Origin of the sequence: Ruania albidiflava DSM 18029, from assembly GCF_000421225.1 — a bacterium.
GTDB lineage: Bacteria > Actinomycetota > Actinomycetes > Actinomycetales > Beutenbergiaceae > Ruania > Ruania albidiflava.
Window position 1 is genome coordinate 83,795 of the sequence record NZ_ATWL01000001.1, and the last position, 26,488, is coordinate 110,282.

At 69.6% G+C, this 26,488-nt stretch carries 21 protein-coding genes and 4 tRNA genes; 19 read left to right on the plus strand and 6 right to left on the minus strand.

The window, feature by feature from the left end; all coding sequences use genetic code 11:
• Positions 1-12 precede the first annotated feature (12 nt).
• The 4 genes from K338_RS19585 to K338_RS0100380 all read right to left on the minus strand — a co-directional run bounded on the left by K338_RS19585 (position 13) and on the right by K338_RS0100380 (position 5,350).
• The gene (locus K338_RS19585; RefSeq protein WP_051154616.1) at positions 13-1,632 is read right to left on the minus strand and encodes a molybdopterin-dependent oxidoreductase; all 1,620 of its coding nucleotides are present in this window, start codon (positions 1,630-1,632) and stop codon (positions 13-15) included.
• A gap of 31 nt (positions 1,633-1,663) precedes the next feature.
• Complete coding sequence (locus K338_RS0100365; RefSeq protein WP_022916201.1) at positions 1,664-3,811, minus strand: DEAD/DEAH box helicase; 2,148 nt, start codon at positions 3,809-3,811, stop codon at positions 1,664-1,666.
• Positions 3,812-4,090: 279 nt separating this feature from the next.
• A tRNA-Val gene (locus K338_RS0100375) sits at positions 4,091-4,162 on the minus strand.
• A gap of 69 nt (positions 4,163-4,231) precedes the next feature.
• Positions 4,232-5,350 carry a chorismate-binding protein gene (locus tag K338_RS0100380; protein ID WP_022916202.1) on the minus strand — a complete coding sequence of 373 codons (1,119 nt, stop codon included), beginning with the start codon at positions 5,348-5,350 and terminating at the stop codon, positions 4,232-4,234.
• A 102-nt stretch (positions 5,351-5,452) separates the two neighbouring features.
• Here K338_RS0100380 and K338_RS0100385 point away from each other — a divergent pair.
• The 3 genes from K338_RS0100385 (at position 5,453) to K338_RS0100395 (ending at position 5,727) form a co-directional block, all read left to right on the plus strand.
• Positions 5,453-5,525, plus strand: a tRNA-Gly gene (locus K338_RS0100385).
• Positions 5,526-5,576: 51 nt separating this feature from the next.
• Positions 5,577-5,647: transfer RNA gene (locus tag K338_RS0100390), tRNA-Cys, on the plus strand.
• Positions 5,648-5,652: 5 nt separating this feature from the next.
• A tRNA-Val gene (locus K338_RS0100395) sits at positions 5,653-5,727 on the plus strand.
• Positions 5,728-5,729: 2 nt separating this feature from the next.
• On the opposite strand, the gene K338_RS0100400 is transcribed toward K338_RS0100395, so the two are convergent.
• Positions 5,730-6,770: a LacI family DNA-binding transcriptional regulator gene (locus K338_RS0100400; protein ID WP_022916203.1), complete on the minus strand. Its 1,041-nt coding sequence runs from the start codon at positions 6,768-6,770 to the stop codon at positions 5,730-5,732.
• 228 nt (positions 6,771-6,998) lie between these two features.
• On the opposite strand from K338_RS0100400, the gene K338_RS0100405 reads away from it, so the two are divergent.
• From K338_RS0100405 to K338_RS0100425, 5 genes are read left to right on the plus strand one after another with little or no spacing between them, the layout of a single operon-like run.
• Positions 6,999-8,324: an extracellular solute-binding protein gene (locus tag K338_RS0100405; RefSeq protein ID WP_022916204.1), complete on the plus strand. Its 1,326-nt coding sequence runs from the start codon at positions 6,999-7,001 to the stop codon at positions 8,322-8,324.
• A complete protein-coding gene (locus tag K338_RS19590; protein ID WP_022916205.1) occupies positions 8,321-9,262 on the plus strand; it encodes a carbohydrate ABC transporter permease in 942 nt (313 codons plus the stop codon). Before K338_RS0100405 ends, K338_RS19590 begins: the two co-directional genes overlap by 4 nt.
• 2 nt (positions 9,263-9,264) lie before the next feature.
• Positions 9,265-10,146: a carbohydrate ABC transporter permease gene (locus K338_RS0100415; protein ID WP_022916206.1), complete on the plus strand. Its 882-nt coding sequence runs from the start codon at positions 9,265-9,267 to the stop codon at positions 10,144-10,146.
• Between the two features lie 43 nt (positions 10,147-10,189).
• Positions 10,190-12,154 carry a right-handed parallel beta-helix repeat-containing protein gene (locus K338_RS0100420; RefSeq protein WP_022916207.1) on the plus strand — a complete coding sequence of 655 codons (1,965 nt, stop codon included), beginning with the start codon at positions 10,190-10,192 and terminating at the stop codon, positions 12,152-12,154.
• Positions 12,155-12,192: 38 nt separating this feature from the next.
• Complete coding sequence (locus K338_RS0100425) at positions 12,193-12,657, plus strand: P-loop nucleotide/nucleoside kinase family protein (protein ID WP_022916208.1); 465 nt, start codon at positions 12,193-12,195, stop codon at positions 12,655-12,657.
• A gap of 28 nt (positions 12,658-12,685) precedes the next feature.
• On the opposite strand, the gene K338_RS0100430 is transcribed toward K338_RS0100425, so the two are convergent.
• Positions 12,686-13,330, minus strand: coding sequence for a TetR/AcrR family transcriptional regulator (locus K338_RS0100430; RefSeq protein WP_022916209.1), 645 nt, complete (start codon positions 13,328-13,330; stop codon positions 12,686-12,688).
• Positions 13,331-13,444: 114 nt separating this feature from the next.
• On the opposite strand from K338_RS0100430, the gene K338_RS19595 reads away from it, so the two are divergent.
• The 11 genes from K338_RS19595 to pdxS all read left to right on the plus strand — a co-directional run bounded on the left by K338_RS19595 (position 13,445) and on the right by pdxS (position 26,481).
• Complete coding sequence (locus tag K338_RS19595) at positions 13,445-14,893, plus strand: glycoside hydrolase family 1 protein (protein ID WP_022916210.1); 1,449 nt, start codon at positions 13,445-13,447, stop codon at positions 14,891-14,893.
• Complete coding sequence (locus K338_RS0100440; RefSeq protein ID WP_022916211.1) at positions 14,890-16,122, plus strand: MFS transporter; 1,233 nt, start codon at positions 14,890-14,892, stop codon at positions 16,120-16,122. Before K338_RS19595 ends, K338_RS0100440 begins: the two co-directional genes overlap by 4 nt.
• A gap of 46 nt (positions 16,123-16,168) precedes the next feature.
• Positions 16,169-17,944 (plus strand): sulfatase, encoded by a 1,776-nt coding sequence (locus K338_RS0100445; protein WP_022916212.1) that lies wholly within the window; start codon positions 16,169-16,171, stop codon positions 17,942-17,944.
• A 158-nt stretch (positions 17,945-18,102) separates the two neighbouring features.
• Positions 18,103-20,109, plus strand: a complete 2,007-nt coding sequence (thrS, locus tag K338_RS0100450) for a threonine--tRNA ligase (RefSeq protein WP_022916213.1) — start codon at positions 18,103-18,105, stop codon at positions 20,107-20,109.
• Positions 20,110-20,111: 2 nt separating this feature from the next.
• On the plus strand, positions 20,112-20,657 hold the full coding sequence (locus tag K338_RS0100455) for an HIT family protein (protein WP_040652497.1): 546 nt from the start codon (positions 20,112-20,114) through the stop codon (positions 20,655-20,657).
• Positions 20,644-21,273, plus strand: a complete 630-nt coding sequence (gene pgsA, locus K338_RS0100460) for a phosphatidylinositol phosphate synthase (protein ID WP_040652500.1) — start codon at positions 20,644-20,646, stop codon at positions 21,271-21,273. The genes K338_RS0100455 and pgsA overlap by 14 nt, the downstream gene beginning before the upstream one ends.
• Complete coding sequence (locus tag K338_RS0100465) at positions 21,270-22,241, plus strand: phosphatidylinositol mannoside acyltransferase (protein WP_027286273.1); 972 nt, start codon at positions 21,270-21,272, stop codon at positions 22,239-22,241. Before pgsA ends, K338_RS0100465 begins: the two co-directional genes overlap by 4 nt.
• Entirely contained in the window at positions 22,238-23,401 is a 1,164-nt protein-coding gene (locus K338_RS19600; protein WP_022916214.1) for a glycosyltransferase family 4 protein, read from the plus strand. The genes K338_RS0100465 and K338_RS19600 overlap by 4 nt, the downstream gene beginning before the upstream one ends.
• Positions 23,398-23,997 carry a LemA family protein gene (locus K338_RS19605; protein WP_022916215.1) on the plus strand — a complete coding sequence of 200 codons (600 nt, stop codon included), beginning with the start codon at positions 23,398-23,400 and terminating at the stop codon, positions 23,995-23,997. The genes K338_RS19600 and K338_RS19605 overlap by 4 nt, the downstream gene beginning before the upstream one ends.
• Positions 23,998-24,012: 15 nt before the next feature.
• Entirely contained in the window at positions 24,013-25,377 is a 1,365-nt protein-coding gene (locus K338_RS19610) for a PrsW family glutamic-type intramembrane protease (RefSeq protein WP_022916216.1), read from the plus strand.
• 186 nt (positions 25,378-25,563) lie between these two features.
• Entirely contained in the window at positions 25,564-26,481 is a 918-nt protein-coding gene (gene pdxS, locus K338_RS0100485; protein ID WP_022916217.1) for a pyridoxal 5'-phosphate synthase lyase subunit PdxS, read from the plus strand.
• The last annotated feature ends 7 nt before the right edge of the window (positions 26,482-26,488 follow it).

Consider the following 26,488-nt stretch of genomic DNA (forward strand, 5'->3'; position numbering starts at 1 on the left):
CACAGCGTGCCATTATCCCTGCTCGTTCGCGTGTTCATGGCGATGCGAGCGGGAAACGTTTGCCGGCGACGGCGGGGCGTGCGGTGATCCTGTCTGTGCCGTGGCGTACCTGGTCAGCTGATCAGCACGGAGACCACGTGGTAGCCGGAGGCGCCGTTCGGCAGCGGGGGAGCGGTGTGCTCGGTCTGCACCCCGGTGGCGTCCCAGGCGCGGCAGCGCACCGCGTGCCGGCCGGGATGAGCGCCGTCCCAGGTGAAGGACCACTGCCGCCAGGTGTCCACCCCCGGTGTGGCGGCCAGGTCGGCATCCTGCCAGGGGCCCTCGTCCACCTGCACCTGCACCCGGTCCACCCCGCGGTGCCGCCCAGGCGGTACCACCGATCGGTACGGAACCGGCGGGCAGCTCGGAACCGGATCGGGGTACGTCGATCCGGCACGCAGTCTTGATCGGGCCGCGAGGGTCCCAGCCTCGGTCGGTCCAGTAGGCGGTAGCGTCGGCGAACCTGGTCACCTCCAGCTCGGTGACCCACTTGGTGGCCGAGACGTAGCCGTACAGCCCGGGCACCACCATCCGCACCGGGAACCCATGCTCCACCGGCAGCGGCTCGCCGTTCATCGCGACTGCGAGCAGTGCATCCCGGTCGTCGGTGAGCACCGGGAGCGGAGTGGAGGCGGTGAAGCCGTCGACGCTGCGGGACAGGACCATGTCTGCGCTGGGGTCCACCCCGGCGCGGGCGAGCACGTCTCGGACCGGTAGCCCGATCCAGGTGGCGTTGCCGGCCAGGTCGCCACCCACAGTGTTGGACACGCAGGTCACGGTGATGGTCGCCGCCACCAGTGCGGCGTCGAGCAGCTCGTCGAAGGTGAGCCTCACCTCCTGGTCCACCAGCCCGTGCACGCGCAGCTGCCAGTCCTGCGGGTCCACCTGCGGTACCACGAACGCGGTGTCCACCCGGTAGAAGTCCTCGTTCGGGGTCACGAACGGGGGCATCCCCGCCAGCTCTACCTGCGTCCCGGGCGGGATCGGCGGCGCATCGTCCACCGGTTCGGACACCTGCACCTGTTCGCGGACCGCATCGGTGACGCTGCGGGAGCGGGTGAGCAGGCTGCCCACAGCGGCTACCAGGGCGGAGACGGCGATGGTCGCGCCGACACCGGTGAGGAACCGGCGGCGGTCACCGGGGGCCGCCGCGCCGCCGGCCCGCTGGAGCAGCAGGTGCAGAGCGAGCAGTCCGGCCACCCCAGCCAGCGCGCTGGGGACGAGAGCGACGAGGTCGGCGTCCGGGCGGGTCAGCGCGCACACCGCGCAGACCGCGGTGAGCAGGCACACCGCCGCAGTGGCCCAGGGGAGGTGCCGGATGCCGAGCAGCCCGATGGCCACCGCGAGCACCGCGCACACCGTGACCATCACCACAGCCAGGGCGACCTTGTCCGCGGTGCCGAAGGTCGCGATCGCCCAGTCCTTCAGCCCGGCCGGAGCCAGGTCCACCACCGTGGCGCCGAGGGCGGCGTGCGGTGCGGCCGGTGGGTCCAGCAGCGCGGCACTGGCCCAGCCGAGCAGGAAGAACACCGTGGCTGCGAGCAGACCGGCGAAGGTTGCCCGGCCACAGTGGGCACGTCCGGGTGCGGCCATGGCCCCACGGTACGCCGCGCGGTGACGGCCGTCAGCCGAGGGCGGAGACCATCAGGTGCACCAGCGCATCCACCTGCACGGTCTCGCTGGAGACGATCTCCTCGTCGCTGCCGTCCAGTGCGCGGGCGGCCAGGGACTGCTTGGAGTCGATCAGCTCGGCGATCTTCGTGTCGATGGTGTGCGCGGCCAAGATGCGCCAGGCGGTGACCGACTCCTCCTGCCCGATCCGGTGCACCCGGTCGATCGCCTGCTCCTGCTCGGCGGCGGTCCAGGACAGCTCGCCGAGGACCACGTTGGAGGCGGCGTGCAGATTCAGCCCGACGCCGGCGGCCAGCAGGGAGCAGACCGCGACAGAGACCTCGGGGTCCTTCTGGAACGCGTCGATCGCGGCCTGTCGCGCCTTGCTGGACTGGTCCCCGCGGATGGAGACGGTCTGCAGCCCAGCCTCGGTGAGCACCTGCTCAGCGGTGTCCATCACATCGATGTGCTTGGCGAAGAACACCACCTTGCCCACCGAGTGCACCAGCTGGGCGGCGTAGTCCGCCGCGAGCGACGCCTTCGCCTGACCGATCCGGCGGACCATGGTGAACACGTTGTCGCCGTCGGCGGTGGGGGAGGTGGAGTCCAGCTCGGTGCGGGCGATGCGGCGCATCAGCTCCAGGTCCGGTCCGTCGGTGGGATCGGCGTGCGACTCGCCAGCCTCGAGCATCCGGTGGTAACGCTGCAGCAACCGGCGCGCCAGGTCCTGCTCTGCAGCGCGGATGGACCGGCCGATCTCGTTGTCCAGCTCCACCGGAAGGTCGGCGACCCGTTTGGCCGGGAGGTCCTTGGCCACGTCGGCCTTGGTGCGGCGCACGATCCCAAGGTCGATCACCGCCGAGCGCGCCAGCGGGTAGAACTCCCGGTCGGCGGGGGTCAGCCCGGTGGCCTCGAGCTTCGCTGTCAGCTCCCGGCTGGGGCGTTCACCGTCGGTCCAGCCGAGGAACTGCCAGATAGCGTTGAAGTCCTCCACGTCGTTGATCAGCGGAGTACCGGTCAGGGCCATCAGCAGCGGGTCGCTACCCGGGATGCGTTCGCGCAGCTGCCGGGAGAGGTTGAGCACGTGCTGGGAACGCTGCGAGCTGAGGTTCTTGATGAAGTGTGCCTCGTCCACCACCATCGAGCGGAAGCCGAGGTTGCCCAACCAGGTCAGGTGCCGGTCCAGGACGGCGTAGTTGACGACGAACACGTCGGCGAAGGCATCCATGTCGTTGCCGTCCCCGTTGATCACGGTCACGCTGCGCTGCGGTGTCCACCGCTGCACCTCGCGTTCCCAGTTGATCTTCACCACGTTCGGGACCACGGCCAGCATCGGGTAGGCCCCCGCAGCCGAGGCAGCCAGCACCGACTGTGCGGTCTTGCCCAGCCCCGGTTCGTCGGCGAGCAGGAAGGTTCGGTGCCCACGACGGACCGCCTCGAGCAGACGTGCCTGGTGCGGCATCAGCTCCAGTCCCGGTGGGGAGTACCAGTCCTTCCGGGGCGGCTGGGGCAGCTCCATGGACGCCGCACCACCCCCGGCGCCCTGCTCGAACGCGCGGTACAGCGGGCCCATCAGGTCCCAACCGGAGAGGTAGCCGGGCGGCTCCTCCACTCGCGGGGGGGACAGGTCCGGCTCGAGGAACGGGTTCGCCCGGGTGCGGGCCCGTACCTGCCGCGGCACCACCTGACGCGCAGCGAGCTCGTCCGGCACCAACGTCACCCGGCGCTGCACCGGAGCCTTGATCCGCAGCTCCTCCTCGGAGAGCTCGGCACCGGACTCCAGCAGCCAGTCGTTACGCATCCGCTGGGCCGCCGGACCTGGTTCGGTGTCCGGGTCCAGCAGGGACAGCAGCGAGGTGTCCTGGGCGGCGGTGCGTGCCAGGATCTGGGCGACGCCGTCCAGCCGCTTGAGGATCTCGGTGCGCGCCGAGCCGGAGATCTCCTCGTCCGACTTGATCCGGGCTCGCTCCTCGCGCACGAGCAGGGCGATCACCTGGAACTTCACCCGGTTGGTCGGGCCCACCTTGCCCTTGACCGACTTGGCCTCCACCTCGCGCACGCGCCGGGCGAGGATGGGCAAGATCGGGGCAGGGTCGTTGCGGCGCGGGAGAGTGCGGGTCCCGTTCCGACCCGAGGTACGGCGGCGGCCGTTCGACGGCATGATCCTCCTGGATACGACGGGGCGGGTCCGACCCGGCCCCTTCAGGCGTGACGTCCCGGACAGCGCGGCAGACAGGAAAGCCGACATCATGGAGGAGTGTCGGGCTACCGCGCACGAGACCTGCGCTGGTGCGCAGTCTACGCGAGATACTTCTGGTTCGGGTACGACCACACGCAGGAATCGCCGGTGGTGCGTATCACACCACGGAGAACCGCCCTGGCGTGGGTGCACCGCCACACGACGAAGGCCGCGGAGGGGGCACCCTGCCGCGGCCTGCTGTGGGCGATACTGGGTTCGAACCAGTGACCTCCTCGGTGTGAACGAGGCGCTCTACCGCTGAGCCAATCGCCCGCATCACGGGCTTGCCGTGACGGGTACCGATCCTAGCAGCCGTTTCCCGGTGCGATGCACACCGGGGCGTCAGCTGCTGGCCAGCGCCACCAGCCGGGCCGCTTTCAGCTCGGTCTCGGCCCACTCGGCTTCCGGGTCGGAGCCGATGGTGATGCCCGCACCGGTGCCGAAGCGCAGCAGCCCACCGGCCCAAGTGAAGGTACGGATCGCCACGGCGACCATCGCCGTCTGCGCATCCGCATCGATCCAGCCGACCTGACCGCAGTACACCCCACGCGCAGCCGGCTCCAGCTCGTCGATCAGCTGCAGCGCACTGCTCTTCGGCGCTCCGGAGGTGCTTCCCGGTGGGTGCAGTGCACGGAGCACCCCGCCCCAACGGACCGGTTCGTCGCTGAGCCGCCCGCGCACCCGGGAGACCAGGTGCACCAGCCCCGGATGCTTCTCGGTTGCGAGCAGGTCGGTCACGGTCACGGTGCCCGGCGCGCAGATGCGCTGCAGGTCGTTGCGGACCAGATCGGTGATCATCACGTTCTCGGCCCGGTCCTTGGCGCCGAGGTCAGCGGGAGTCCGGCCCGTACCCTTGATCGGGCCAGACCGGACCATGCCCTGCTCGACGGCGAAGGACAGCTCCGGGGAGGCGCTCACCACCCAGCAGCCCGGCCAGGTGGAGGTGGCCGGTGCGCTGCCGTGCCCGTCCGTCGCGCCCAGGGTGGTGGCTGCACCGGGGATGTCCAGGTAGCCGGCGTAGGGAGCCGGATTGCCGCCGGCCAGCACCTCGGCCAGCGCACCAGCGTCCGGACGGTCCGGCACCGGGGCGGACAGCACCCGGCAGATGTTCGCCTGGTAGACGTCGCCCTCCCGGATCGCTTCCTGGGTGCGGGCCACCGCGTGCAGGTAGGCGTCCCGGTCCATCGTGCTGGACCACAGACCAGGGCGAGGTCCCTGCCAGGCCCGGGCCCCGCCGTCGTGCGCACCTTCCTGGCACTGGCTGCGTGCTGCCACCTGCGCGAACCGCCATGCGTGCACCGGGCCAGCGAACTCCCCGGCGATCGCCCACCAGCCGCCGCCGTCGAGAGCGTCCGGGGTCCGGGTGAGATCGGCGTAGTCGCAGACGCCCTCTGCCCGCACCCCGGCGAACTGCGCGACCCCTGGAGCGGTCGGGGCAGAGGTGGCAGCGGAGTGTGACATGCACGACACGCTAGCCCGGCCGGATCGATTGGACGTGGTCGCGACGCGTGGGTTAGAGTCTTCGACGCACGCAGGACGCACCACGGTGCGGTCGGCGGGCATGCGGATGTGGCTCAGTTGGTAGAGCATCACCTTGCCAAGGTGAGGGTCGCGGGTTCGAGTCCCGTCATCCGCTCGGAGGCGGCGGCCCCCAGCAGGAGAGACGGCAGGTCTCACGTCGTCACCCGGTGGGTTGGCCGAGAGGCGAGGCAGCGGCCTGCAAAGCCGTACACACGGGTTCGAATCCCGTACCCACCTCGCACGGGCGATTGGCGCAGCGGTAGCGCGCTTCCCTGACACGGAAGAGGTCACTGGTTCGAACCCAGTATCGCCCACCACATCAGCGGCCGGAGCTCATCGGCGGGGCAGTGGAGTCCCGCACGATCAGCCGGGTGGACAGCTGCACGTGGTGGGAGTCGGCACGCTCACCGCGCGACTGCTGCAGCAGCGTACGCAGGGCCACGCGGCCCATGTCGATGATCGGCTGCCGGACCGTGGTCAGCAGCGGGGCGGTGGACAGTGCTGCGTAGGTGTCGTCGTACCCGACGACGGACAGGTCCTCGGGTACGTGCAGCTGGCGCCTGCGCGCCGCCTCGAGCACGCCCAGCGCAGCGGCGTCGCAGCCGGCGAACACCGCGGTCGGCGGCTGAGCCAGGTCCAGCATGCAGGTCGCCATCTCCAGCCCGGCGAGAAAGGTGAAGTCCTGTTCCCGCACCAGCTCAGGGACCACGGCTACCGATGCTGAGCTCATCGCGCTGAGGAACCCCTGCAGCCGCTCGCGCGATGCCGCCGAGGCCGGCGGCCCACCAGCGAAGCCGATGCGCCGGTGCCCCAGCTGCAGCAGGTGCCTGGTCGCCTGCACGCCGCCGGCAAAGTTCGTCGACCCGACGGACACCACCTCGTCGTCGAGCGGATCCAGCGGGTCGATGAGCACCACGCTCAGACCCACCTCACGCATGAGCTCACGCTGCTGTGCGGTCAGCTCGGAGGTCACCACGATCACACCGGCACGCCGATGCGCGGCCAGGCGCCGGATCCAGGCAGGGGACAGCGGTCCGGCACCATCGGGGTCGAGGTCCAGCTTGTCCACCAGGACCTCGAGACCCTGCGCGCGGGCTGCTGTGACCACACCGTCGAGCACCTGCACCGAGTACACGTTGGCCAGGGTGTCGAAGACGACGTTCACCTTCTGCAGCGAGTCGGAACCGCGTGGCCCGGTGGACGGGACGTAGCCGAGCTCGTCGATCACCCGCTCGACCCGCTCGCGGGTGGTCGCGGACACGTCCGGGCGCTGGTTGAGCACCTTGGATGCGGTCGCCTTCGACACTCCCGCCACGCGCGCCACCTCAGCCAACGTGGCCCGGGCCGTCCCAACGACCATCAGCGCCCTCCTTCATCTCAGGCCGCAAACCAGCATAGTATCGAAATGGTTTCGATCCGCCTTCTCCGCCGGTAATCCGGGATGTATCAGGAAGATCTTGACCGCACATCAGCGGTCACCTACGGTGGAATCCACGGCAGGGCCTGAACAGTTTCTGCGAGGGTCTCGAAACGGGCCTGGTGAGACGTACCGACGCGACTCGACCAGGGCAGATCACAGGAGATCACCATGGATCAGCAGCACACATCCCGTAGGTCCTTCCTCACCTTGGCGATCAGCACACCGGTCGTCATCGGCGCGCTGACCGCATGCGGCTCATCTGGGCCGGGGGAGAACGCCGAGGGCGAGGCAAGCATCTGGATCCTCACCGGACAGCCGCAGGAGGGGATCCGCACCGACGCGGTAGACGCGTTCAACGAGGCCAACCCGGACGGGACGTTGACGCTCACCGGGTTCCAGAACGATGCGTTCAAGACCAAGATCCGCACGGCCATCGGCGCCGGAGAGGCCCCCACTGTCATCTGGACCTGGGGTGGGGGAGGTCTCAAGGACTATGTGAACAATGACCAGGTCGATGACCTCACCGGCTGGTTCGAGGACAACCCGGACGTCAAGGACGCCCTGTTCACCAGCTCGTTCGGCGCTGCGACCGTCGAGGACAAGATCTACGCGATCCCGTGCGAGACGGTCTCGCCGATCGTGATGTTCTACAACCTCCGGCTGTTCGACCAGGTGGGCGCAGAGCCGCCGGAGACGTGGGACGAGCTGATGGACCTGGTGCCGGTGTTCAACGATGCCGGCGTGGCACCGTTCGCCCTCGCCGGGCAGTCCCGCTGGACGAACATGATGTGGCTGGAGTTCCTCTACGACCGCATCGGCGGGCCGGACGTGTGGGCCGCGATCTACGCCGGTGAACCGGACGCGTGGTCCGACCCGGCGGCGATCGAAGCCTCCACCAAGGTGCAGGACCTGGTGAAGGCGAACGGGTTCATCAACGGGTTCGAGTCGATTACCGCCGACTCCAACGCCGACCAGGCGCTGCTGTACACGGACAAGGCGGCGATGATGCTGCACGGCGCCTGGGTGTACGGCTCGATGAAGGCCGATGGCGACGACTTCGTCACCGGTGGCCACCTCGGTTATGCGAACTTCCCGGTGGTGGAGGGCGGCAAGGGCGACCCCGCCGCCTCCGTGGGGAACCCCGCCTCCTACTACGCGCTCAACGCCAGTGCCACCGAGGAGGAGAAGGAGATCGCGAAGAACTTCTTCGCCACCGGTCTGAACACCGACGCCACCGCTGACGCTTGGATCGCCACCGGCGGTGTGCCGGTGATGAACGGTGTGGACAGCAAATTCTCCAGCTCTGAGGACGCCGACTGGCTGCAGTTCGTCTACGACGTCGCCTCCCAGGCACCCAACTTCGAACAGTCCTGGGACCAGGCGCTGAGCTCGCAGACGGCGGAGACCCTGCTGAACAACATCGAGCAGCTGTTCGGTCTGTCCATCACACCGGAACAGTTCGCCGACAACATGAACCAGACGCTGGGACAGTGAGCACCACGACGTCGGCAGCGCCCCCTGCGACCGGAGCCCGTCCGGAGCACCCACCGCGGTCCGGCGGTGCCAGGAGTGGATCGCTGGCCTGGTTGACCCTGCCTGCGGTGGTGGTCTTCGTCGCGTTCGCGATCATCCCGCTGCTGGGCGTGTTCTACCTCAGCTTCCAGAACTGGAACGGGATCGGTGCGATCACCCCGGCGGGGCTGTCCAACTGGACGGCGATGCTCGTCGACCCTGCACTGTACTCGGCGCTGTGGAAGACGTTCGTGGTGATGGGCCTGTCCTGGGCGGTACAGACACCGCTGAGCATCCTGCTCGGTGTGTTCATCGCCGGGAGCCAGCGCTACCGCGCGGTGTACTCGGTGTTCTTCTTCATCCCGCTGCTGCTCAGCTCAGCGGCGATCTCGATCGCCTTCAAGGCCTTGCTAGACCCGAACTTCGGGCTCGGGGCGGGCCTCGGGGTCCCCTGGTTGGCACAGAACTGGCTCGGTGAGCCGGCGCTGGCGATGGGGGTGGTGATCTTCATCGTCAGCTGGCAGTTCATCCCGTTCCACTCGTTGATCTACCAGGGCGGGATCCGGCAGATACCCGTCTCCCTGTACGAAGCAGCAGAGATCGACGGCGCAGGTCGGGTCCGGCAGTTCTTCAGTCTCACGCTGCCCCAGCTGAAGTACACGATCATCACCTCCTCGACCCTGATGATCGTCGGCTCGCTGGTGTTCTTCGACCTGATCTTCGTGCTCACCGCAGGCGGCCCAGCCGATGCGACCCGCGTCCTGGCCCTGGACATGTACCTGCGCGGGTTCCGCGGCCACATGATGGGTCCGGCGAGCGTCGTCGCCGTCATCCTGGTGCTGCTCGGGCTGGTGCTTGCGTTGGCCCTGCAACGGATCGGCGGGCGGGATCCCAGCGCCAGCCAGCTGGAAGGGGCCTGACCATGGCGATCCCAACCCAGGCGACCTCCCCCCGCGCATCGTCCGAGCAGCCTCGGACCTACGCCAAGCGGCGCCCGAACGTCCCGGCCGGCCTGCTCAGCACAGTGTGGCTGCTCATCGTCATGGTGCCGATCTACTGGGTGGTGATCACCAGCTTCAAGAGCTCCGCAGGGTACTACCGTTCCAACCCGATGGCCCCGCCGGTCGATCCGACGCTGGAGAACTACCGACTGGTGATCGAGTCCGACTTCGCCCTGTACTTCGTGAACTCCGTGGTGATCAGCGTCGGCGCAGTCGTTCCAGCGGTGCTGATGTCCTTCATGTGTGCGTTCGCGATCGTGCGCGGCGGCACCGGACGCTACCTGCGCGGGGTCAACGCGATGTTCCTCATGGGCCTGGCCATCCCGCTGCAGGCCACGATCATCCCCGTCTACCTGATCATCATCCAGCTGGGGCTCTATGACACGTTGCGCGGCCTGATCCTGCCGTCCATGGCGTTCGCGCTCCCGCTGACCATCCTCATCCTGTCCAACTTCATCCGGGACGTCCCCAACGAGCTGTTCGAGTCGATGCGGCTGGACGGAGCGACCGAGTGGGGCACCATGTGGCGCCTCGCCTTCCCGCTGACCAAACCCGCCCTGGTGACCGTGACCATCTACCAGGCGCTGGTGGTGTGGAACTCCTTCCTGCTCCCGCTGGTGCTCACCCAGAGCCCGGACAAGCGGGTGCTGCCGTTGGCGCTGTGGAGCTTCCAGGGACAGTACAGCGTGAACATCCCGGCCGTGCTCGCCTCGGTGATCCTCACGACGCTGCCGATCCTGGTGCTGTACGTCATCGGTCGACGGCAGCTGCTGTCCGGACTCACCGCGGGTTTCACCAAGTAGCACGCATACGCATCCCACCCTGGCGAACGAAAGGCGCACCCAGATGGCCGTCCTGCATGTTTCTCCGACCGGTTCCGACACGGCCGACGGGGCAGAGCGAACACCGCTGCGCACCATCTCCCGCGCGGCTGCGCTGGCCCTCCCGGGTGACACGGTGCAGGTGCACGGCGGCCAGTACCGGGAGTGGGTCCGGCCGGCCCGGGGCGGGATCAGCGACCAGCGCCGGATCGTCTACACCGCAGCGCCGGGCGAGCACGTGGTGATCAAGGGGTCAGAACCCGTGCCGGACTGGCAGCGCGAGCCCGACGGGGTGTGGCGAGCCGAGATCCCGAACACGGTGTTCGGTGCCGTCAACCCGTTCGCCGAAACGGTCCACGGTGACTGGCACGTGCCGCCGACGACCGGGGAGGAGCACCACCTCGGCCAGGTGTACCTGAACGGACGTGCACTACGGGAGGTGCACGACCGTGCCGCTGTCGCCCGCCCTACCACCCGCACCTCCGCCGTCGACGGCTGGACCGGGACGCAGCAACCAGTGCCGGACCCGGAGTGGAGCCAGGCGGTCTGGTACGCCGAGGTGGGCAGGGAGGTGACCACGCTGTGGGCCAGCTTCCATGGGGCGGACCCGACGGCCGAGCTCGTCGAGATCACTGTCCGCCGCTCGGTCTTCTACCCGAGCGAGCACCACATCGACTACATCACGGTCCGGGGCTTTGAGATGGCGCACGCCGCCACCCCCTGGGCACCGCCGACTGCGGACCAGCCCGGTCTGGTCGGCCCGAACTGGGCCAAGGGCTGGGTGATCGAGGACAACCTCATCCACGACGCCACCTGCTCGGGCATCTCCCTGGGCAAAGAGGCCGCGACCGGGCACAACTACGCCACCGAACGCGGCGACAAGCCCGGTTACCAGTACCAGCTGGAGTCGGTGTTCGCTGCTCGGCAGATCGGGTGGGACCGGGAGCACATCGGCTCGCACGTGGTGCGCCGCAACACGATCTACGACTGCGGTCAGAACGGGATCGTCGGTCACCTCGGCGCCGTCTTCTCCACCATCGAGGACAACCACATCCACCACATCGCGACCAGGCGGGAGTTCTACGGCTACGAGATCGCCGGCATCAAGCTGCACGCCGCGATCGACGTGCAGATCCGGCGCAACCGCATCCACGACTGCACACTGGGCATCTGGCTCGACTGGCAGACCCAGGGTACCCGGGTGAGCCGCAACCTGTGCTACGCCAACACCCGGGACCTGTTCGTCGAGGTGAGCCACGGGCCCTATGTGGTGGACCACAACGTGCTCGCCTCCCCGGTGGCGCTGGAGATCTTCAGCCAGGGTGGGGCGTTCGTGCACAACCTCGTGGCCGGGGCGGTACGGCTGGAGCAGGTGCTGGACCGGGCCACGCCCTACCACCGCCCGCACAGCACCCAGGTGGCCGGGTACGCGGTGGTCTGCGGCGGTGACGACCGGCTGATCGGCAACCTGTTCCTGGGCGGTGATGCCGACCGTGCGTTTGCCCCGGACAACGCCGGCCACCCGCTGGCCACCTACGGTACGCACGGCTACGACGGTTGTCCGCCGACCTTCGCGGACTACCTGGCCACGGTGAACGAGACGGTGGGTGACCACCAGCGGTTCCACGGCCACCACCAGCCCGCCTACATCCACCACAACGCCTACGCGAACGGGGCGCGGGCGTACCAGCACGAGCAGCACCCGAACCTGACCGGGGACCAGGTGCGCGTGGCAGTGGTCGACGAGGGTACGGAGGTGTACCTGGAGATGACGGTGCCAAAGGTGCTGGTCGGCGCCGCCGTGGGTGTGGTGAGCACCGAGCACCTGCCGCGGGTACGGCTGGCCGACGCCGACTTCGAAACGGTCGACGGTGCCCCGCTGGTGCTGGACACCGACCTGGTCGGCAACGCCAAGCATCCTGGTACCGGGTACCCGGTGGGTCCGCTTGCGGCGCTGCCGGCGGGCCGGTCCCGGACCCGGGTGTGGTGAGCCGACGCGCTCGATCAGCGGTGCTCTAGGCTCAGGGCGTGCCCCGCGTCGTCCTCATGTGCGGTCCGGCCGGTTCCGGGAAGACCACCTACGCCCGCGGTCTGGAGCAGCAGGGACTGGTCCGCCTGTCGATCGACGAGGAAGCCTGGGCTCGGGGCTACCGGCGCCAGCCGCTCGACGAGGAGGTGGTCGCCCAGATCGAGGGTGGGCTACGAGGGCGTCTCGTCTCGCTGGTGCGTGCTGGCCGGGACGTGGTCGTGGACCTCTCCTTCTGGTCGCAGCAGAAGCGCGCGGAGTACCGTGCCCTGCTCACCGAGCTGGGTGTGCTGGCCGAGACGGTCTACCTGGCGACGCCGCGGGAAGTGGTGCTGGCACGGGTGGCAGCACGCTCGGGGGCAGGTGCCGACGACGTGCAGCTCAGCCCGGCGACCGCCGCCCGCTACTTCGACCACTTCGAGGTACCGACCGAGGACGAAGGACCTCTGCTCGTCGTCGAGAGCTGATCGCCGGCCCGTCGCGGGCACCCCGGCATCACTCCTGCGGCGACGGCTCCGGGGCGGTGGGCGGCTCCGGGGCAGCGAGGGCGGTCAGCGCCCGGGCTGCCGCCGCGAGCGCATCACGGGCCGCACGGTCGTCCCGGTCCACCAACCAGGTCAGGGTGAGCCCGTCGGTGACGTGCACCAGCAACCGGGCCACCGTGCCGAGCGGTACCTGCCAGCGCGTCCCGGTCTCGGAGGCCGCCAGCTGGAGAGCGGCCGCAGCGATCTCCCGGTAACGGCGGTACTGGTGCTGCGCCAGCTCCGGTTGGCTCCGGATGGCGTACTGGGTGAGCTCCAGCATCGCCTGCTCCCGCAGTGGGTCGGCCCGCAGGTGCTCCAGGTACCCGGTGAGTCCCTCGATCAGCAGCTCCTCCAAGGTCTTTCCCGCCAGCTCCTGGGGCAGCACGGCCGCCTGCTCGCCGTCGGTGACCTCGGTGATGAGCATCTCCAGCAGCTCCTCGCGGGAGGTGAAGGCGTAGTGGAAGCTGGCCAGGGACATGCCTGCCTCGGCCACGACCGCACGCGCCGAGGTTGCGGCCAGGCCTCGGGTGGCGATCACCGTGAACGCTGCGGCGACCAGCTGGCGACGGCGTTGTTCCACCGGGATGCGCACCATCGTCTCCACCCTCTCGACCATCGACCTGCAGCTGTTTGCCAGGGCCTCGGACCGCGCCTAGGCTAGCGCGAACTGGGACGATCGTCCCAGTATGGGCGACGGCGGACGTCGAGGTCCGCTCAGGAGGCATCTGACGTGGACCACGATTCGACCGACCAGCTCATCCTTCCGGACGGCTTCCTGGTGGGCACCGCGACCGCAGCGGCCCAGGTGGAAGGAGGTGTGGCCGCCGGTGGACGCACCCGGAGCGTGTGGGAGGCGTTCAGCGCCGAGCCCGGGCGGATCCTGGACGGCAGCGACACGTCGGTGACCACCGACCACTATCACCGCTACCGCGAGGACGTAGCGCTGATGAGCGACCTGGGGGTGGACGCCTACCGGTTCTCCCTGTCCTGGACGCGTCTGCAGCCGCACGGCAGCGGTGCGTTGGACGCAGCGGGGGTGGACTTCTACGACCGGCTGCTCGACGAGCTGCTCGCCGCCGGGATCGCACCGTTCGTCACCCTGACGCACTGGGACCTACCGGTGGAGTACACCGGTGGCTGGCTGGACCGGGACACCGCAGCACGGTTCGGTGAGCTGGCAGCGCTGGCGGGTGACCGGTTCGGCGACCGGGTGCACACGTGGATCACGCTGAACGAGCCGGCCACGGTCACGTTGAACGGCTACGCCCTCGGGCTGCACGCCCCGGGCCAGAGCCTGCTGTTCGACGCACTACCGACCGTCCACCACCAGCTGCTCGCCCACGGTCTGGGGGTGCAGGCGCTACGTGCGGCTGGTGTACGCGGGCAGATCGGTATCACCAACGTGCACTCGCCGGTGCTGCCCGCCAGCGGCAGCCCGGACGACCAGCTGATGGCCGTGCTGTTCGACCTGGTGCACAACCGGGTGTTTGCCGACCCGGTGCTCCTGGGCCACTACCCGCAGGTGCCGGCCGAGCTGGCCGACCTGTTCGGATCGTTGGCGGAGGTCCCGGCAGCAGACCTGGCCACGATCGCCCAACCGTTGGACTGCTACGGACTGAACTACTACATGCCATCCCGCGTGGCCGCTGGTGCCGGGGACGGCAGCAGCCCGGACGGCAGCAGTGCTGCGATGGCGGCGGCCCCGTTCCGGCTCCTGGACCTGGACGGCTACCAGCGCACCGGTTTCGGCTGGCCGGTGGCACCGGAGTTCCTCAGCGTCACCCTCACCGAGATGGCGCACCGTTACGGCGCGCAGCTGCCGCCGGTGTACATCACCGAGGGTGGGGCGAGCTTCCCGGACGTCCCCGGTCCGGACGGCACGGTCGCCGACGACCAGCGCATCGACTACCTGCACCGGCACATCGCGGCGGCACTCGCTGCGACCTGCCCGGGCGGTCCGGCCGAGGAGCTGGACCTGCGCGGCTACTTCGTCTGGTCGCTGCTGGACAACTGGGAGTGGGCCGCCGGCTTCAGCCAGCGGTTCGGGCTGGTGCACGTGGACTTCGACACGCTGGTACGCACCCCGAAGGCGTCCTTCCGCTGGTTGCAGGACGTGCTCGCCCGACGCCGGCAGGCTCTGGGACGCCCGCCCGTGGCAGCACACCGCGGGCAGCGATGACCAGCCCGACCGCGGCCCGTCCCGGTGCTGCAGCGCAGCAACCGGTCGGTCCCGGTTGGTTGCTCGGTTTCGCTGCCGCCTGGTTCGGGTTCTGGTTGCTGGTGATGTTGCCCGGGCAGTTCATGGTGGTCAAGCTCGCCAGCGTGATCGACCCGGTCGACAAGGTCGCGCTCTCCTCAGCTCTGATCGCAGTGATGGCGGTGGTGATCGTGGTGTCCGTGCCGATCGTCGGCTGGTTGTGCGACCGCAGCCGGCCGCGATTCGGGCGCCGGCGCACCTGGGCGCTGGCCGGTCTGTTGCTGGGTACTGTGCCGTTCGCGTTCGTGGGCTTTCAGCAGGGCGGTCTCGGTGCCGGTGTGCTGCTCGCCCTGGTGGCACTGGGCGAGGCGATCATGCTGGTCTCGCTCTCGGCGATCATCGCCGACCGCGTGCCGCACGGGCAGCGGGGCAGCGCCTCTGCGGCGATGGGTGTGCCACAGGTGATCGCACTGGCCGGGGGCATGGTCCTGGTCACCGAGGTGATCACGGACGTGGGGCACAGCTGGCTGGTGATCGCCGTGCTCGCCCTGCTGTGCCCGCTGCCGTTCCTGCTGCGCTACCGCGAGGTGGAGGCGCCGCCGACCCCATCGCGCCGGTGGGCTGCCGGCGGGCCACGCCGTCGGGTGGACCTGGCCCGGTACCACGACTACACCTGGGCGTTGGTCTCCCGGGTGCTGATCAATGGCGGCAACCTGGTGGGCACCACCTATCTGCTCTACTTCCTCGCCGACGTGCTTGGTCTGCCCGACCCGGACGGGGCGCTCCTGGTGCTGGTGCTCGTCTACCTGCTGGCCTGCGGGCTCGCCTCCTGGGCAGGTGGAAGGCTGACCGACCGGGTCGGACGACGGCGACCGTTCGTCGCCGTAGCAGGGGCACTGCAGGCGGCCGCCGCCCTGACGTTGGCCCTGGTGCCGACCTGGGATGCCGCGATCGTCGCCGCTGTGCTGCTGGGGCTAGGGTTCGGCACGTTTCTGTCCGTGGACCAGGCGCTGCTCACCGACGTCCTGCCCGACCCGGCCACCCGTGCCCGCGACCTGGGCATCGTCAACTCCGCCCAGCACCTGCCGATGGCGCCGCTGGTCGGGTGGGCCGTGCTCAGCGTGGCCGGCTACAGCGAGCTGTACGTGGTGGCCGCGGTGATCATGCTCGCCGGAGCCGCCGCGGTGTACCAGATCCGGTCCGTAGCCTAGATGGAGGTCCGCAGAGCCTCCGAGCTCACCGAGAAGGGATGTTTCGTTGCGCGCGATCGTCGTCATGTTCGACACCCTGAACCGCCGCTTCCTGCCGCCCTATGGGGCCAAGGGGGTGCACGCACCGAACTTCGAGCGGCTCGCCCAGCACTCGGTGCAGTTCGACAACTGCTATGGCGGCTCGATGCCGTGCATGCCTGCCCGCCGGGAGATGCACACCGCCCGGTACAACTTCTTGCACCGCTCCTGGGGGCCGTTGGAGCCGTTCGACGACTCGGTGCCGCAGCTGCTCACCGAGTCGGGCGTGTACACCCATCTGGTCACCGACCACCAGCACTACTGGCTCGACGGTGGTGCCACCTACCACCCGCGGTTCCGCACCTTCGAGCTGTTCCGCGGTCAGGAAGGGGACGAGTGGAAGGGGCACGTGGCCGACCCGGACCTCAGTGATATCGCCCCGTTCACCGGCAACCACGAGCTCCGCCGCCAGGACCGGATCAACCGGGGGTACCTGACCACCGAGGCGGAGCACCCGCAGACCCGCACGTTCGATGCCGGCCTGCACTTCATCGACACCAACGCCGACCAGGACTCCTGGATGGTGCAGATCGAGACCTTCGACCCGCACGAACCGTTCTTCAGCTATGAGCAGTACCACCAGCTGTACGAGCAGGTGGCCACCGACTCCGGGCTGGAGTTCGACTGGCCCGACTACGTGCCGGTCACCCAGAGCGAGGCGGACCTGGCGCACCTGCAGCGTCGCTACCTGGCGCTGCTGTCGATGTGCGACCACTCCCTGGGCCGGGTGCTGGACGCGATGGACCGGCACCAGATGTGGGACGACACCATGCTGATCGTGTGCACCGACCACGGTCTGCTGCTCGGCGAGCACGACTGGCTGGGCAAGAACGTCATGCCGCTGTACGACGAGACCATCCACACCCCGTTGTTCGTCTGGGATCCGCGCACCGGCGTGGCCGGGGAGAGCCGAGACGCGCTGGTGCAGACGATCGACCTCGGACCCACTCTGCTCGAGGCGTTCGGTCTGGAGCCCACACCGGACATGCAGGGCCGCTCGCTGGCGGAGGTGATCCGGGCCGGGACACCGGTGCGGGACGCGGCACTGTTCGGGCTGCACGGTGGCCACGTGTGCGTGACCGACGGGCGGTACGTGTACATGCGTGCCTGCGCCGGGGACGACAACCAGCCGCTCTTCGACTACACGCTGATGCCGACCTCGATGCGTGGCCGGTTCACTCCGGAAGTGCTCGCCCGCGCTGAGCTGGTGGCCCCGTTCGGATTCACCAAGGGGGTCCCGGTGCTGAAGGTCCCGGCGATCGGACCGAACAACCCGGCCGCTTTCGGTTCCTTGCTGTTCGACCTGGCCACCGACCCGGTCCAGGCCGACCCGCTCACCGATCCGACGTTGGAGCAACAGATGGCCGAGCTGCTCGTGGCGCTGATGCGCGCGAACGAGGCGCCCGCGGAGCAGTTCGAACGGCTCGGTCTGCCCGCGACCGGACCGGTGCTCGTCGAGCACCTCGCGCTCGCTGCAGGGTCCGCCCCGAAGAGCACGGGACCCGATCCCCAGCTCCTGGCCGCGCTCGAGCAGACACCGCTGGGCACCCGGACCGTGCGTGAGCTGCGCGCCGACCGCGAAGCACTGGAGCAGCTGCGCAGCGTTCTCGGCGACTTGGTGGACGCACCGCTGCCGGCCCAGGCCGAGCAGATGACGCTGGTGCAGATTGCGGGATCCACCACCGGACTGCTCGGGGAGGCGCAGCTGCGTGCTCTGGCCGAGATCTTCAACAGCGGCCCCTGACCCCACCATTCCCGACCGCTCGGGTTCGCGGCCGGGAAGGGCTTTCCGGCCGCGAACCCGAGCGGTCGCGACCCGGGGTGGTTTTGAGGTACAGGGTGGCCCCAGTGACTCGCTACGATCGACGAGACCGATACCGACCCACCCCAAGGAGCACGACCGTGCCCGAGATCTCCCTGCTCATCGATGGAACACAGCGTTCGTTCCCGGCGGGCACCACGGGCACCGACGTGTTCGGCCAGGACCGGGCCATCGTGGCAGTGCGGGTGGACGGTCAGCTGCGCGACCTGGTGGCCGAGCTGCCGAACGGCGGTGAGGTCGAGGGGGTACGCATCGACTCCCCGGACGGGCTGAACATCCTGCGGCACTCCGCAGCACACGTGCTCGCCCAGGCTGTGCAGCAGGTGAACCCGGACGCAAGGCTCGGCATCGGACCGCCGATCACCGACGGCTTCTACTACGACTTCGACGTGGCCGAACCGTTCACCCCGGACCAGCTCAAGGCGTTGGAGAAGGCGATGCAGCGGATCGTCAAGGAGGGGCAGACGTTCCGCCGGCGGGTGGTCAGCGACGAGGAGGCGCGCGCGGAGCTGGCTGCTGAGCCGTACAAGCTCGAGCTGATCGGGCTCAAGGGTTCCGGTGGCGACGCCGCCGAGGCCGCAGAAGGGGCTTCGGTGGAGGTCGGCGCCGGTGAGCTGACCATCTACGACAACGTGCGCCGCAGCGGTGAGGTGGCGTGGAAGGACCTGTGCCGTGGCCCGCACCTGCCTTCCACCCGGTTGATCGGCAACGGTTTCTCCCTGATGCGCAGCGCGGCCGCCTACTGGCGCGGCAGCGAGAAGAACCCGCAGCTGCAGCGCATCTACGGCACCGCGTGGCCGACCAAGGAGGAGCTGGTCGCCTACAAGGACCGGCTCGCCGAGGCCGAGAGGCGGGACCACCGCAAGCTGGGCGCAGAGCTCGACCTGTTCTCCTTCCCGGAGGAGATCGGTTCCGGGCTGCCGGTGTTCCACCCCAAGGGCGCGATGATCCGGATGGAGATGGAGGACTACTCCCGCCGGCGGCACGTGCAGGCGGGGTACTCCTTCGTCACCACCCCGCACATCACCAAGTCGAAGCTGTTCGAGACCTCCAAGCACCTGGAGTGGTACGCCGAGGGGATGTACCCGCCGATGCACGTGGACGAGGTGCGCGAGGGTGAGGAGATCATCAAGCCCGGCCAGGACTACTACCTGAAGCCGATGAACTGCCCGATGCACAACCTGGTGTACAGCTCCCGGGGCCGGTCCTACCGGGAGCTGCCGCTGCGGCTGTTCGAGTTCGGTCACGTGTACCGGTACGAGAAGTCCGGGGTGGTGCACGGCCTGACCAGGGCGCGCGGCTTCACCCAGGACGATGCCCACATCTACTGCAGCCACGAGCAGATGCGTGACGAGCTCGGCTCGCTGCTGACCTTCGTGCTCGACCTGCTCAAGGACTACGGGCTGGACGACTTCTACCTCGAGCTCTCCACCCGGGACCCGGAGAAGTCCGTGGGTGATGAGGCCACCTGGGAGGAGGCCACCCGGACCCTGGCCGAGGTGGCCACCGCCTCCGGACTGGACCTGGTGCCCGACCCCGGCGGGGCAGCGTTCTACGGGCCGAAGATCTCCGTGCAGGCCAAGGACGCCATCGGCCGCACCTGGCAGCTGTCCACCATCCAGCTGGACTTCTTCGAACCGGAGCTGTTCGACCTGGAGTACACGGCAGCCGACGGGTCACGGCAGCGGCCGGTGATGATCCACCGGGCGCTGTTCGGGTCTATCGAACGCTTCTTCGGGGTGCTGCTGGAGCACTACGCCGGTGCGTTCCCCCCGTGGCTGGCGCCGGTGCAGGTGCAGGCGGTGCCGGTCGCTGAGGTCTTCGAGGACTACCTCGGCGACGTCGTGGCCCGGCTGCGTGCCGCGGGGGTCCGTGCCGAGCTGGACACCTCCGACGACCGGTTCAACAAGAAGATCCGCACCGCCACGAAGCAGAAGGTGCCGTTCGTGCTCATCGCCGGCGGCGAGGACGCGGAGGCAGGGGCCGTCTCCTTCCGGTACCGGGACGGCAGCCAGCGCAACGGCGTCCCGGTCCAGGAGGCGATCAGCTTGATCACCGACGCGATCACCACCCGGGTGCAGGTCTGAGCATGGAGGAGGCGGAGCAGCACCCGGCAGTCCCGGACGGGTACGACCGGTTGTGGACCCCGCACCGGATGGCCTACATCGACGGGGAGAACAAGCCCTCCGACGACAACGCCGGGCCGGGCTGCCCGTTCTGCGCCGCACCAGCGCAGACCGACGAGCAGGCGCTCGTCGTGCACCGGGGTGAGAGCTGCTACGCGGTGCTCAACCTGTACCCGTACAACCCGGGGCACCTGCTCATCTGCCCCTACCGGCACGTCCCGGACCTGACTACGATGACCGCCGTCGAACGGGCGGAGATGACCGAGCTGAGCGCTGCGGCGATGCGCACGCTACAGCAGGTGAAGGCCTGCGACGGGTTCAACCTGGGGATGAACGCTGGTGCGGTAGCCGGTGCCGGCGTGGCCGGGCACGTGCACCAGCACGTGGTACCGCGTTGGGCCGGGGACTCCAACTTCCTGCCGATCGTGGGCCGTGCGCGTGCGTTGCCGGAGCTGCTCGGCCAGACTCGTGCGCAGCTGGCCAGCGGGTGGGTCGATGGTCCTCGGTAACCACGGGCGGGGTTTCACCGCGGCGGTGTTCGGGCCGCTGGCACACCTGCTGGTGCGCCTGCGGGTGAGCCCGAACGTGGTGACCGTGATCGGCACCGTGGCCACCAGTGCAGCCGCCCTGCTGCTGCTGCCGCCCGGGCACCTGGTGGCCGGCGTGCTGGTGGTGCTGGTGCTCGCCTTCGCCGACTCGGTCGACGGGTTGATGGCGCGGGAGCTGGGTCGGGAGAGCGCGTTCGGCGCCTACCTGGACTCCACCATGGACCGCATCACCGACGCCGCGATCTTCACCGCTCTGGGCCTGTACCTGCTCGGGCAGGACGAGCAGCGCTGGCAGGGACTCGGCCTCGGCCTGGCGATGGCGTGTGTGTTCGCCGGGATGCTGGTCTCCTATGCCCGCGCCCGGGCGGAGGGTCTGGGGATCAGCGCCAAGGCCGGCATCGCAGAGCGCACCGACCGGCTGGTGTTCGCCGGGATCGCCACGCTCGCGGTGGGTCTTGGCGCCTCACCGGTGGTGCTGGTGGTCGCGCTGGCGTTGCTGGTGCTGGCCAACCTGGTCACCGTGGTGCAACGCAGCCTGGTGGTCCACCGGGCCTCGACCGAGCAGGAGCGCACATGAAGGCGCTGGACCCGGCCCGGGTGTTCCTGCTCGCGTGGCGGGTGGTGCCCCGGCTGCCGCGGCCGGTGGCGCGTGGGATCTTCGACCTGGTCGCGCTCGCCGCGCACACGTTGCGCATCCCGGCGGTGCGTCAGCTGGAACGCAACCTGACCCGGTTGACCGAGGGCGCCCAGGGACGCCAGCTGCGCCGTCTCTCCCGGGCCGGGATGCGCTCCTACATGCGCTACTACTGCGAAGCCTTCCAGCTGCCGGGGATGACCGAGGAAGAGATCGACGCCCGGGTGCGTACCAGCGGCTACGAGAAGTACGCCGAGCTGGTGGCTCGGGGGGAGACGGTGGTGCTGGCGTTGGGCCACTCCGGCAACTGGGATCTGGCCGGCGCGTGGGCGAACCGGCACATCGGCACCGTGATCACCGTGGCCGAACGGCTGGAGCCGCCGGAGCTGTTCGAAGCCTTCGCCGGCTTCCGGGAGTCCCTGGGCATGGTGATCGTGCCGTTCCAGAAGGGCGGCGGGGTGTTCCGGGACCTGCTGCGAGCCAGCCGCCGCCCGGGGATCGTGCCGCTGCTGGCCGACCGGGACCTGTCCAGCACCGGGGTGGACGTCCGGCTCGGCGAGCACGAGGTGCGGGTGGCGCCCGGTCCTGCCGCGCTGGCGCTGGCCAGGGGCATCCCGCTCATCCCCGTCCTGATCCACTACGAACGGCTCAGTGGTCAGCGCCGCCGGGCCGCCCGCAGCCCGTGGGGCATCCATGTCGACTTCCTTTCCGAGGTGGAGGTGCCTGCCGCAGACGATCCGGCCGTGACGAACGCCGACCGGGTGGCGCAGATGACCCGGCAGTGGTTCACCGAGTACGCTCGAGCGCTCGCTCACGTGCCGCAGGACTGGCACATGCTGCAGAAGGTCTACACGGCCGACCTCGATCCTGGCCGGCTGGCCCGGGCCCGAGCACAGGCGGAGGAGACATGAGGGTCGGCCTGGTCTGCCCGTACTCGTTCGACGCACCCGGTGGGGTGCAGTTCCACATCCGCGATCTTGCCGAGCACCTGATCGGCCACGGGCACCACGTCTCCGTGCTCGCCCCGGCCGACGAGGACACCGAGGTGCCCGACTACCTGGTGTCGGTCGGTGGTGCCGTTCCGGTGCGGTACAACGGGTCGGTGGCACGGCTCAGCTTCGGCCCGGCGGTCTCCGCACGGACCGCACGGTGGCTGGCCACCGGCGCCTTCGACGTGGTGCACATCCACGAACCGTTCGCCCCGTCGGTGGGGATGATCGCCCTGCGCCGGTCCGAGGCGCCCGTGGTGGCCACGTTCCACTCCGCGCAGGAGCGCTCCCGAGCGCTGCAGGTCGCCTACCCGCTGGTACGCCCCGGACTGGAACAGATCAGCGCACGCATCGCCGTCTCCGAGGATGCCCGCCGGACCGTGGTGGAGCACCTGGGCGGGGACGCGGTGGTGATCCCGAACGGGGTGAACACCCGCTACTTCGCTGATGCGACGCCCAACCCGGCCTGGCAGGGTACGCCCGAACGGCCCACGTTGGCGTTCCTCGGCCGCCTGGACGAACCCCGCAAGGGACTGCAGGTGCTGATGGCTGCTGTGCCCGCCATCCGGGCCCGGTACCCCGGGCTGCGGGTGCTGGTGGCCGGTCGTGGTGACCTGGCCGCCGCCACAGCCCAGCTGGGAGAGCATGCGGCGGCGGTGGAGGAGCTCGGTGCGATCAGCGACGCGGAGAAGGCAGCACTGTTCGCCTCTGTGGACGCCTACATCGCCCCGCAGACCGGCGGAGAGAGCTTCGGCATCGTCCTGGTGGAGGCGATGAGCGCGGGCACGTCGGTCATCGCCAGCGACCTGAACGCGTTCCGCCGGGTGCTCGACGACGGGGGATCGGGGTTCTTGTTCAGCACCGGCGACCCGGCGTCGCTGGCGGACACGGTGCTTCGCACGCTCGGCGACCCGGCCGAACGGGGCCGGCGGCGTGCGCATGCCGAGACAGCGGTGCGCCGGTTCGACTGGGACGAGGTGGCCGCCCGCATCCTGGACGTGTACGCGATGGTCACCGCTCACGGCTCCCAGCCCTCGACCGGGTGGCTCCGGCGGCTGTTCGGCCCGCGGAGCGCGCCGTGACCCCGGCCGAGATCGCACTGCTGGTGCTCGCGGCGCTCGTGGTGATCGTGCTCGCCCTGAGCAGCGTGGCGCGGCGGCTGGACCGGCTGCACCGGCGAGAGACCCGGTCCCGCGCCACCTTGGAGGCCCAGCTGGTGCACCGGGCCGAGGCCGCCACCGCCCTCACCGAGTCCGACCTTCTCGATCCAGCCAGCGCGCTGATCCTGGCCGAGGCCGGGTGGCGGGCGGCGGTCACCGCCCCGCGTCTGCTGGGTGAGGACGGCGCGGACGCTGCTGAGGAGCGGGGCCTGGCGGAGAGCGAGCTCACCCGTGCGCTGCGGGCTGCGCTCGGCCCGGCCGCCGACCAGGAGCAGTGGGCGACCACCCCGGAGAGCTCGCAGCTGCTCGCTCGGCTGGCCACTGCGAGCTATCGGGTGCAGCTGGCCCGTCGGTTCCACAACGACGCAGTGGTGCAGATCCGACGGATCCGGCGCAACCTCCTGGTGCGGTTCTTCCATCTCGCCGGGCGGGCACCGTTGCCGCAGACCTTCGAGATGGATGACGAGCTCACCGTGCTCGACCCGTCCTCTGGCACGAGCCCGAGCAGTGCTGGCTGAACTACGCTGACGAGCATGTCCGCGCCCCCACCACAAGGTCCACCCGGCCGCGAGTACCCGCGCGCCGCTCGACCAGCCAGCGGCCGCGGCGCGGGCAGCCCGGCCCCGGGCGGCTCGCCCGGTGGCCGGCCGGCAGAGGGCTGGCCCGGCGGCCGGTCGCCGACCGGGCAGCACACCGGATATCCGCCTGCCTACCGCCCGCAGCTCGGCGCTCCGGCGCCGTCGGGGTGGGGCACCGCCGGCTACGCACCACCGGCGAACACCACCGGTCCGATCGAGCAGCTGTGGACCCCCGGCCAGCGCACCAGCAACCGGCTGGTGTTCAACGTGGTGATCTACGTCGTCGGGGGCATCGCCCTGCTCCTTGCCCTCGGATACATCGCGCTGGGCACGGGCCTGTCCTCGACGTCGGTGGCCTTCGTGCTCGCCCTGGTGCCGTTGACGATCGTGCTGCTCGGTGTGCGCTGGTTGGACCGGTGGGAACCAGAGCCGAAGACGATCCTGCTCGTCGCTCTGCTCTGGGGTGCCGGGGTGGCGGTGCTCAGCGCACTGGTGCTCAACTCAGCCTTCCAGCTGTGGATCTTCTCCCGGACCGGGGACCAGCACGGCACCATGCAGACCACTGCGATCGTGGTCGCGCCGATCGTGGAGGAGCTGGTCAAGGGCCTGGGCGTGCTGGTGATCTACCTGTTCCGCCGACAACAGTTCGACGGGCCGGTGGACGGTGTGGTCTACGCGGCCACCGTCGCAGCCGGGTTCGCGTTCACCGAGAACATCCTGTACTTCTCCCAGAATGCCGACTTCGTGGCCGAGGTGTTCGTGATGCGCGGCATCTTCTCGCCGTTCGCGCACGCCCTGTTCACCTCCTGCATCGGGATCGCGGTCGGGCTGGCCGCCCGCTCCGCACGAGGCGGGGTGATCGTGCTGGCATTCCCAGCCGGGCTGGTCGGGGCGATGGGGCTGCACGCGTTGTGGAACGGTTCGGCGCTGATCGGTAACAACTTCCTGCTCCTGTACGCCCTCATCCAGGTGCCGCTGTTCCTGGCGATGGTGGCACTGCTGATCTGGCTGCGCCGGCAGGAGTCGAAGGTGATCCGCGCCCGGCTGACCGAGTACGCCCAGGCTGGCTGGTTCGCCCCGCACGAGGTGGACATGCTCGCCTCGATGCGACTGCGCAGCCAGGCGAAGCTGTGGGCGAGCGGATACGGCGAGCGCGCCAAGGCGACGATGGTCTCGTTCCAGCGCAATGCCACCATGCTGGCGTTCCGGCGCCAGCAGGTGCTCAGCCGGCGCCTTCGGCAGACCGTCTCCGAGGAGGAGCTGCTGCACGCAGTGCAGCGGGACCGGCACGCGTTCGCCGGCACGACGCTCGGCCGCTGACTCGCCTGCGCAGGGCAGCTGGTGTGGAAAGCTGCTGGTGCCCTGACCCCAGTCATCCTCCGCACGAGGGGCGGCCGCACGCACCCGCTGGCCCTCGAGACGGGGTCGATCCGTGCCAGCTGACCTCGGCTCCCGGCGGTAGACTGCAGCATGCCCGTCCCGCCGTCTGAGAGCCGTGAGGTCACTGTGTCCGACACCGCCAGCACCGCCACCCCGCCCGCCCCCGAGCACGGCACCAGCAGGGTGAAGCGCGGGATGGCGGACATGCTCAAGGGCGGGGTGATCATGGACGTGGTCACCCCGGAGCAGGCGAAGGTCGCCGAGGACGCCGGTGCGGTGGCCGTGATGGCCCTGGAGCGGGTGCCCGCCGACATCCGCGCGCAGGGCGGGGTGGCCAGGATGAGCGACCCGGACATGATCGCCGGGATCGTCGAGGCGGTCTCCATCCCGGTGATGGCCAAGGCGCGCATCGGTCACTTCGTCGAGGCGCAGGTGCTGCAGTCGCTCGGCGTGGACTACATCGACGAGTCCGAGGTGCTCACCCCGGCGGACTACACCCACCACATCGACAAGTGGGCCTTCACCGCGCCGTTCGTCTGCGGGGCCACCAACCTGGGCGAGGCGCTGCGCCGGATCACCGAGGGCGCGGCGATGATCCGCTCCAAGGGGGAGGCCGGCACCGGGGACGTGTCCAACGCCACCACGCACATGCGCACCATCCGCGCCGAGATCGCCCGACTGGCCGCGCTGCCCCAGGACGAGCTGTTCGTGGCCGCCAAGGAGCTGCAGGCACCGCACGACCTGGTCGTCGAGGTCGCCGCCGCCGGCAAGCTGCCGGTCGTGCTGTTCACCGCCGGCGGGATCGCCACCCCGGCAGACGCGGCGATGATGATGCAGCTCGGCGCCGAGGGTGTGTTCGTCGGCTCTGGGATCTTCAAGTCCGGTGACCCTGCGGCCCGCGCTGCGGCCATCGTGCGTGCCACGACGTTCTACGACGACCCGGCCGAGATCGCGAAGGCTTCCCGCGGGCTGGGCGAGGCGATGGTGGGCATCAACGTCGACGACATCCCGGTCCCGCACCGGCTGGCCGAGCGCGGCTGGTGACCCACGC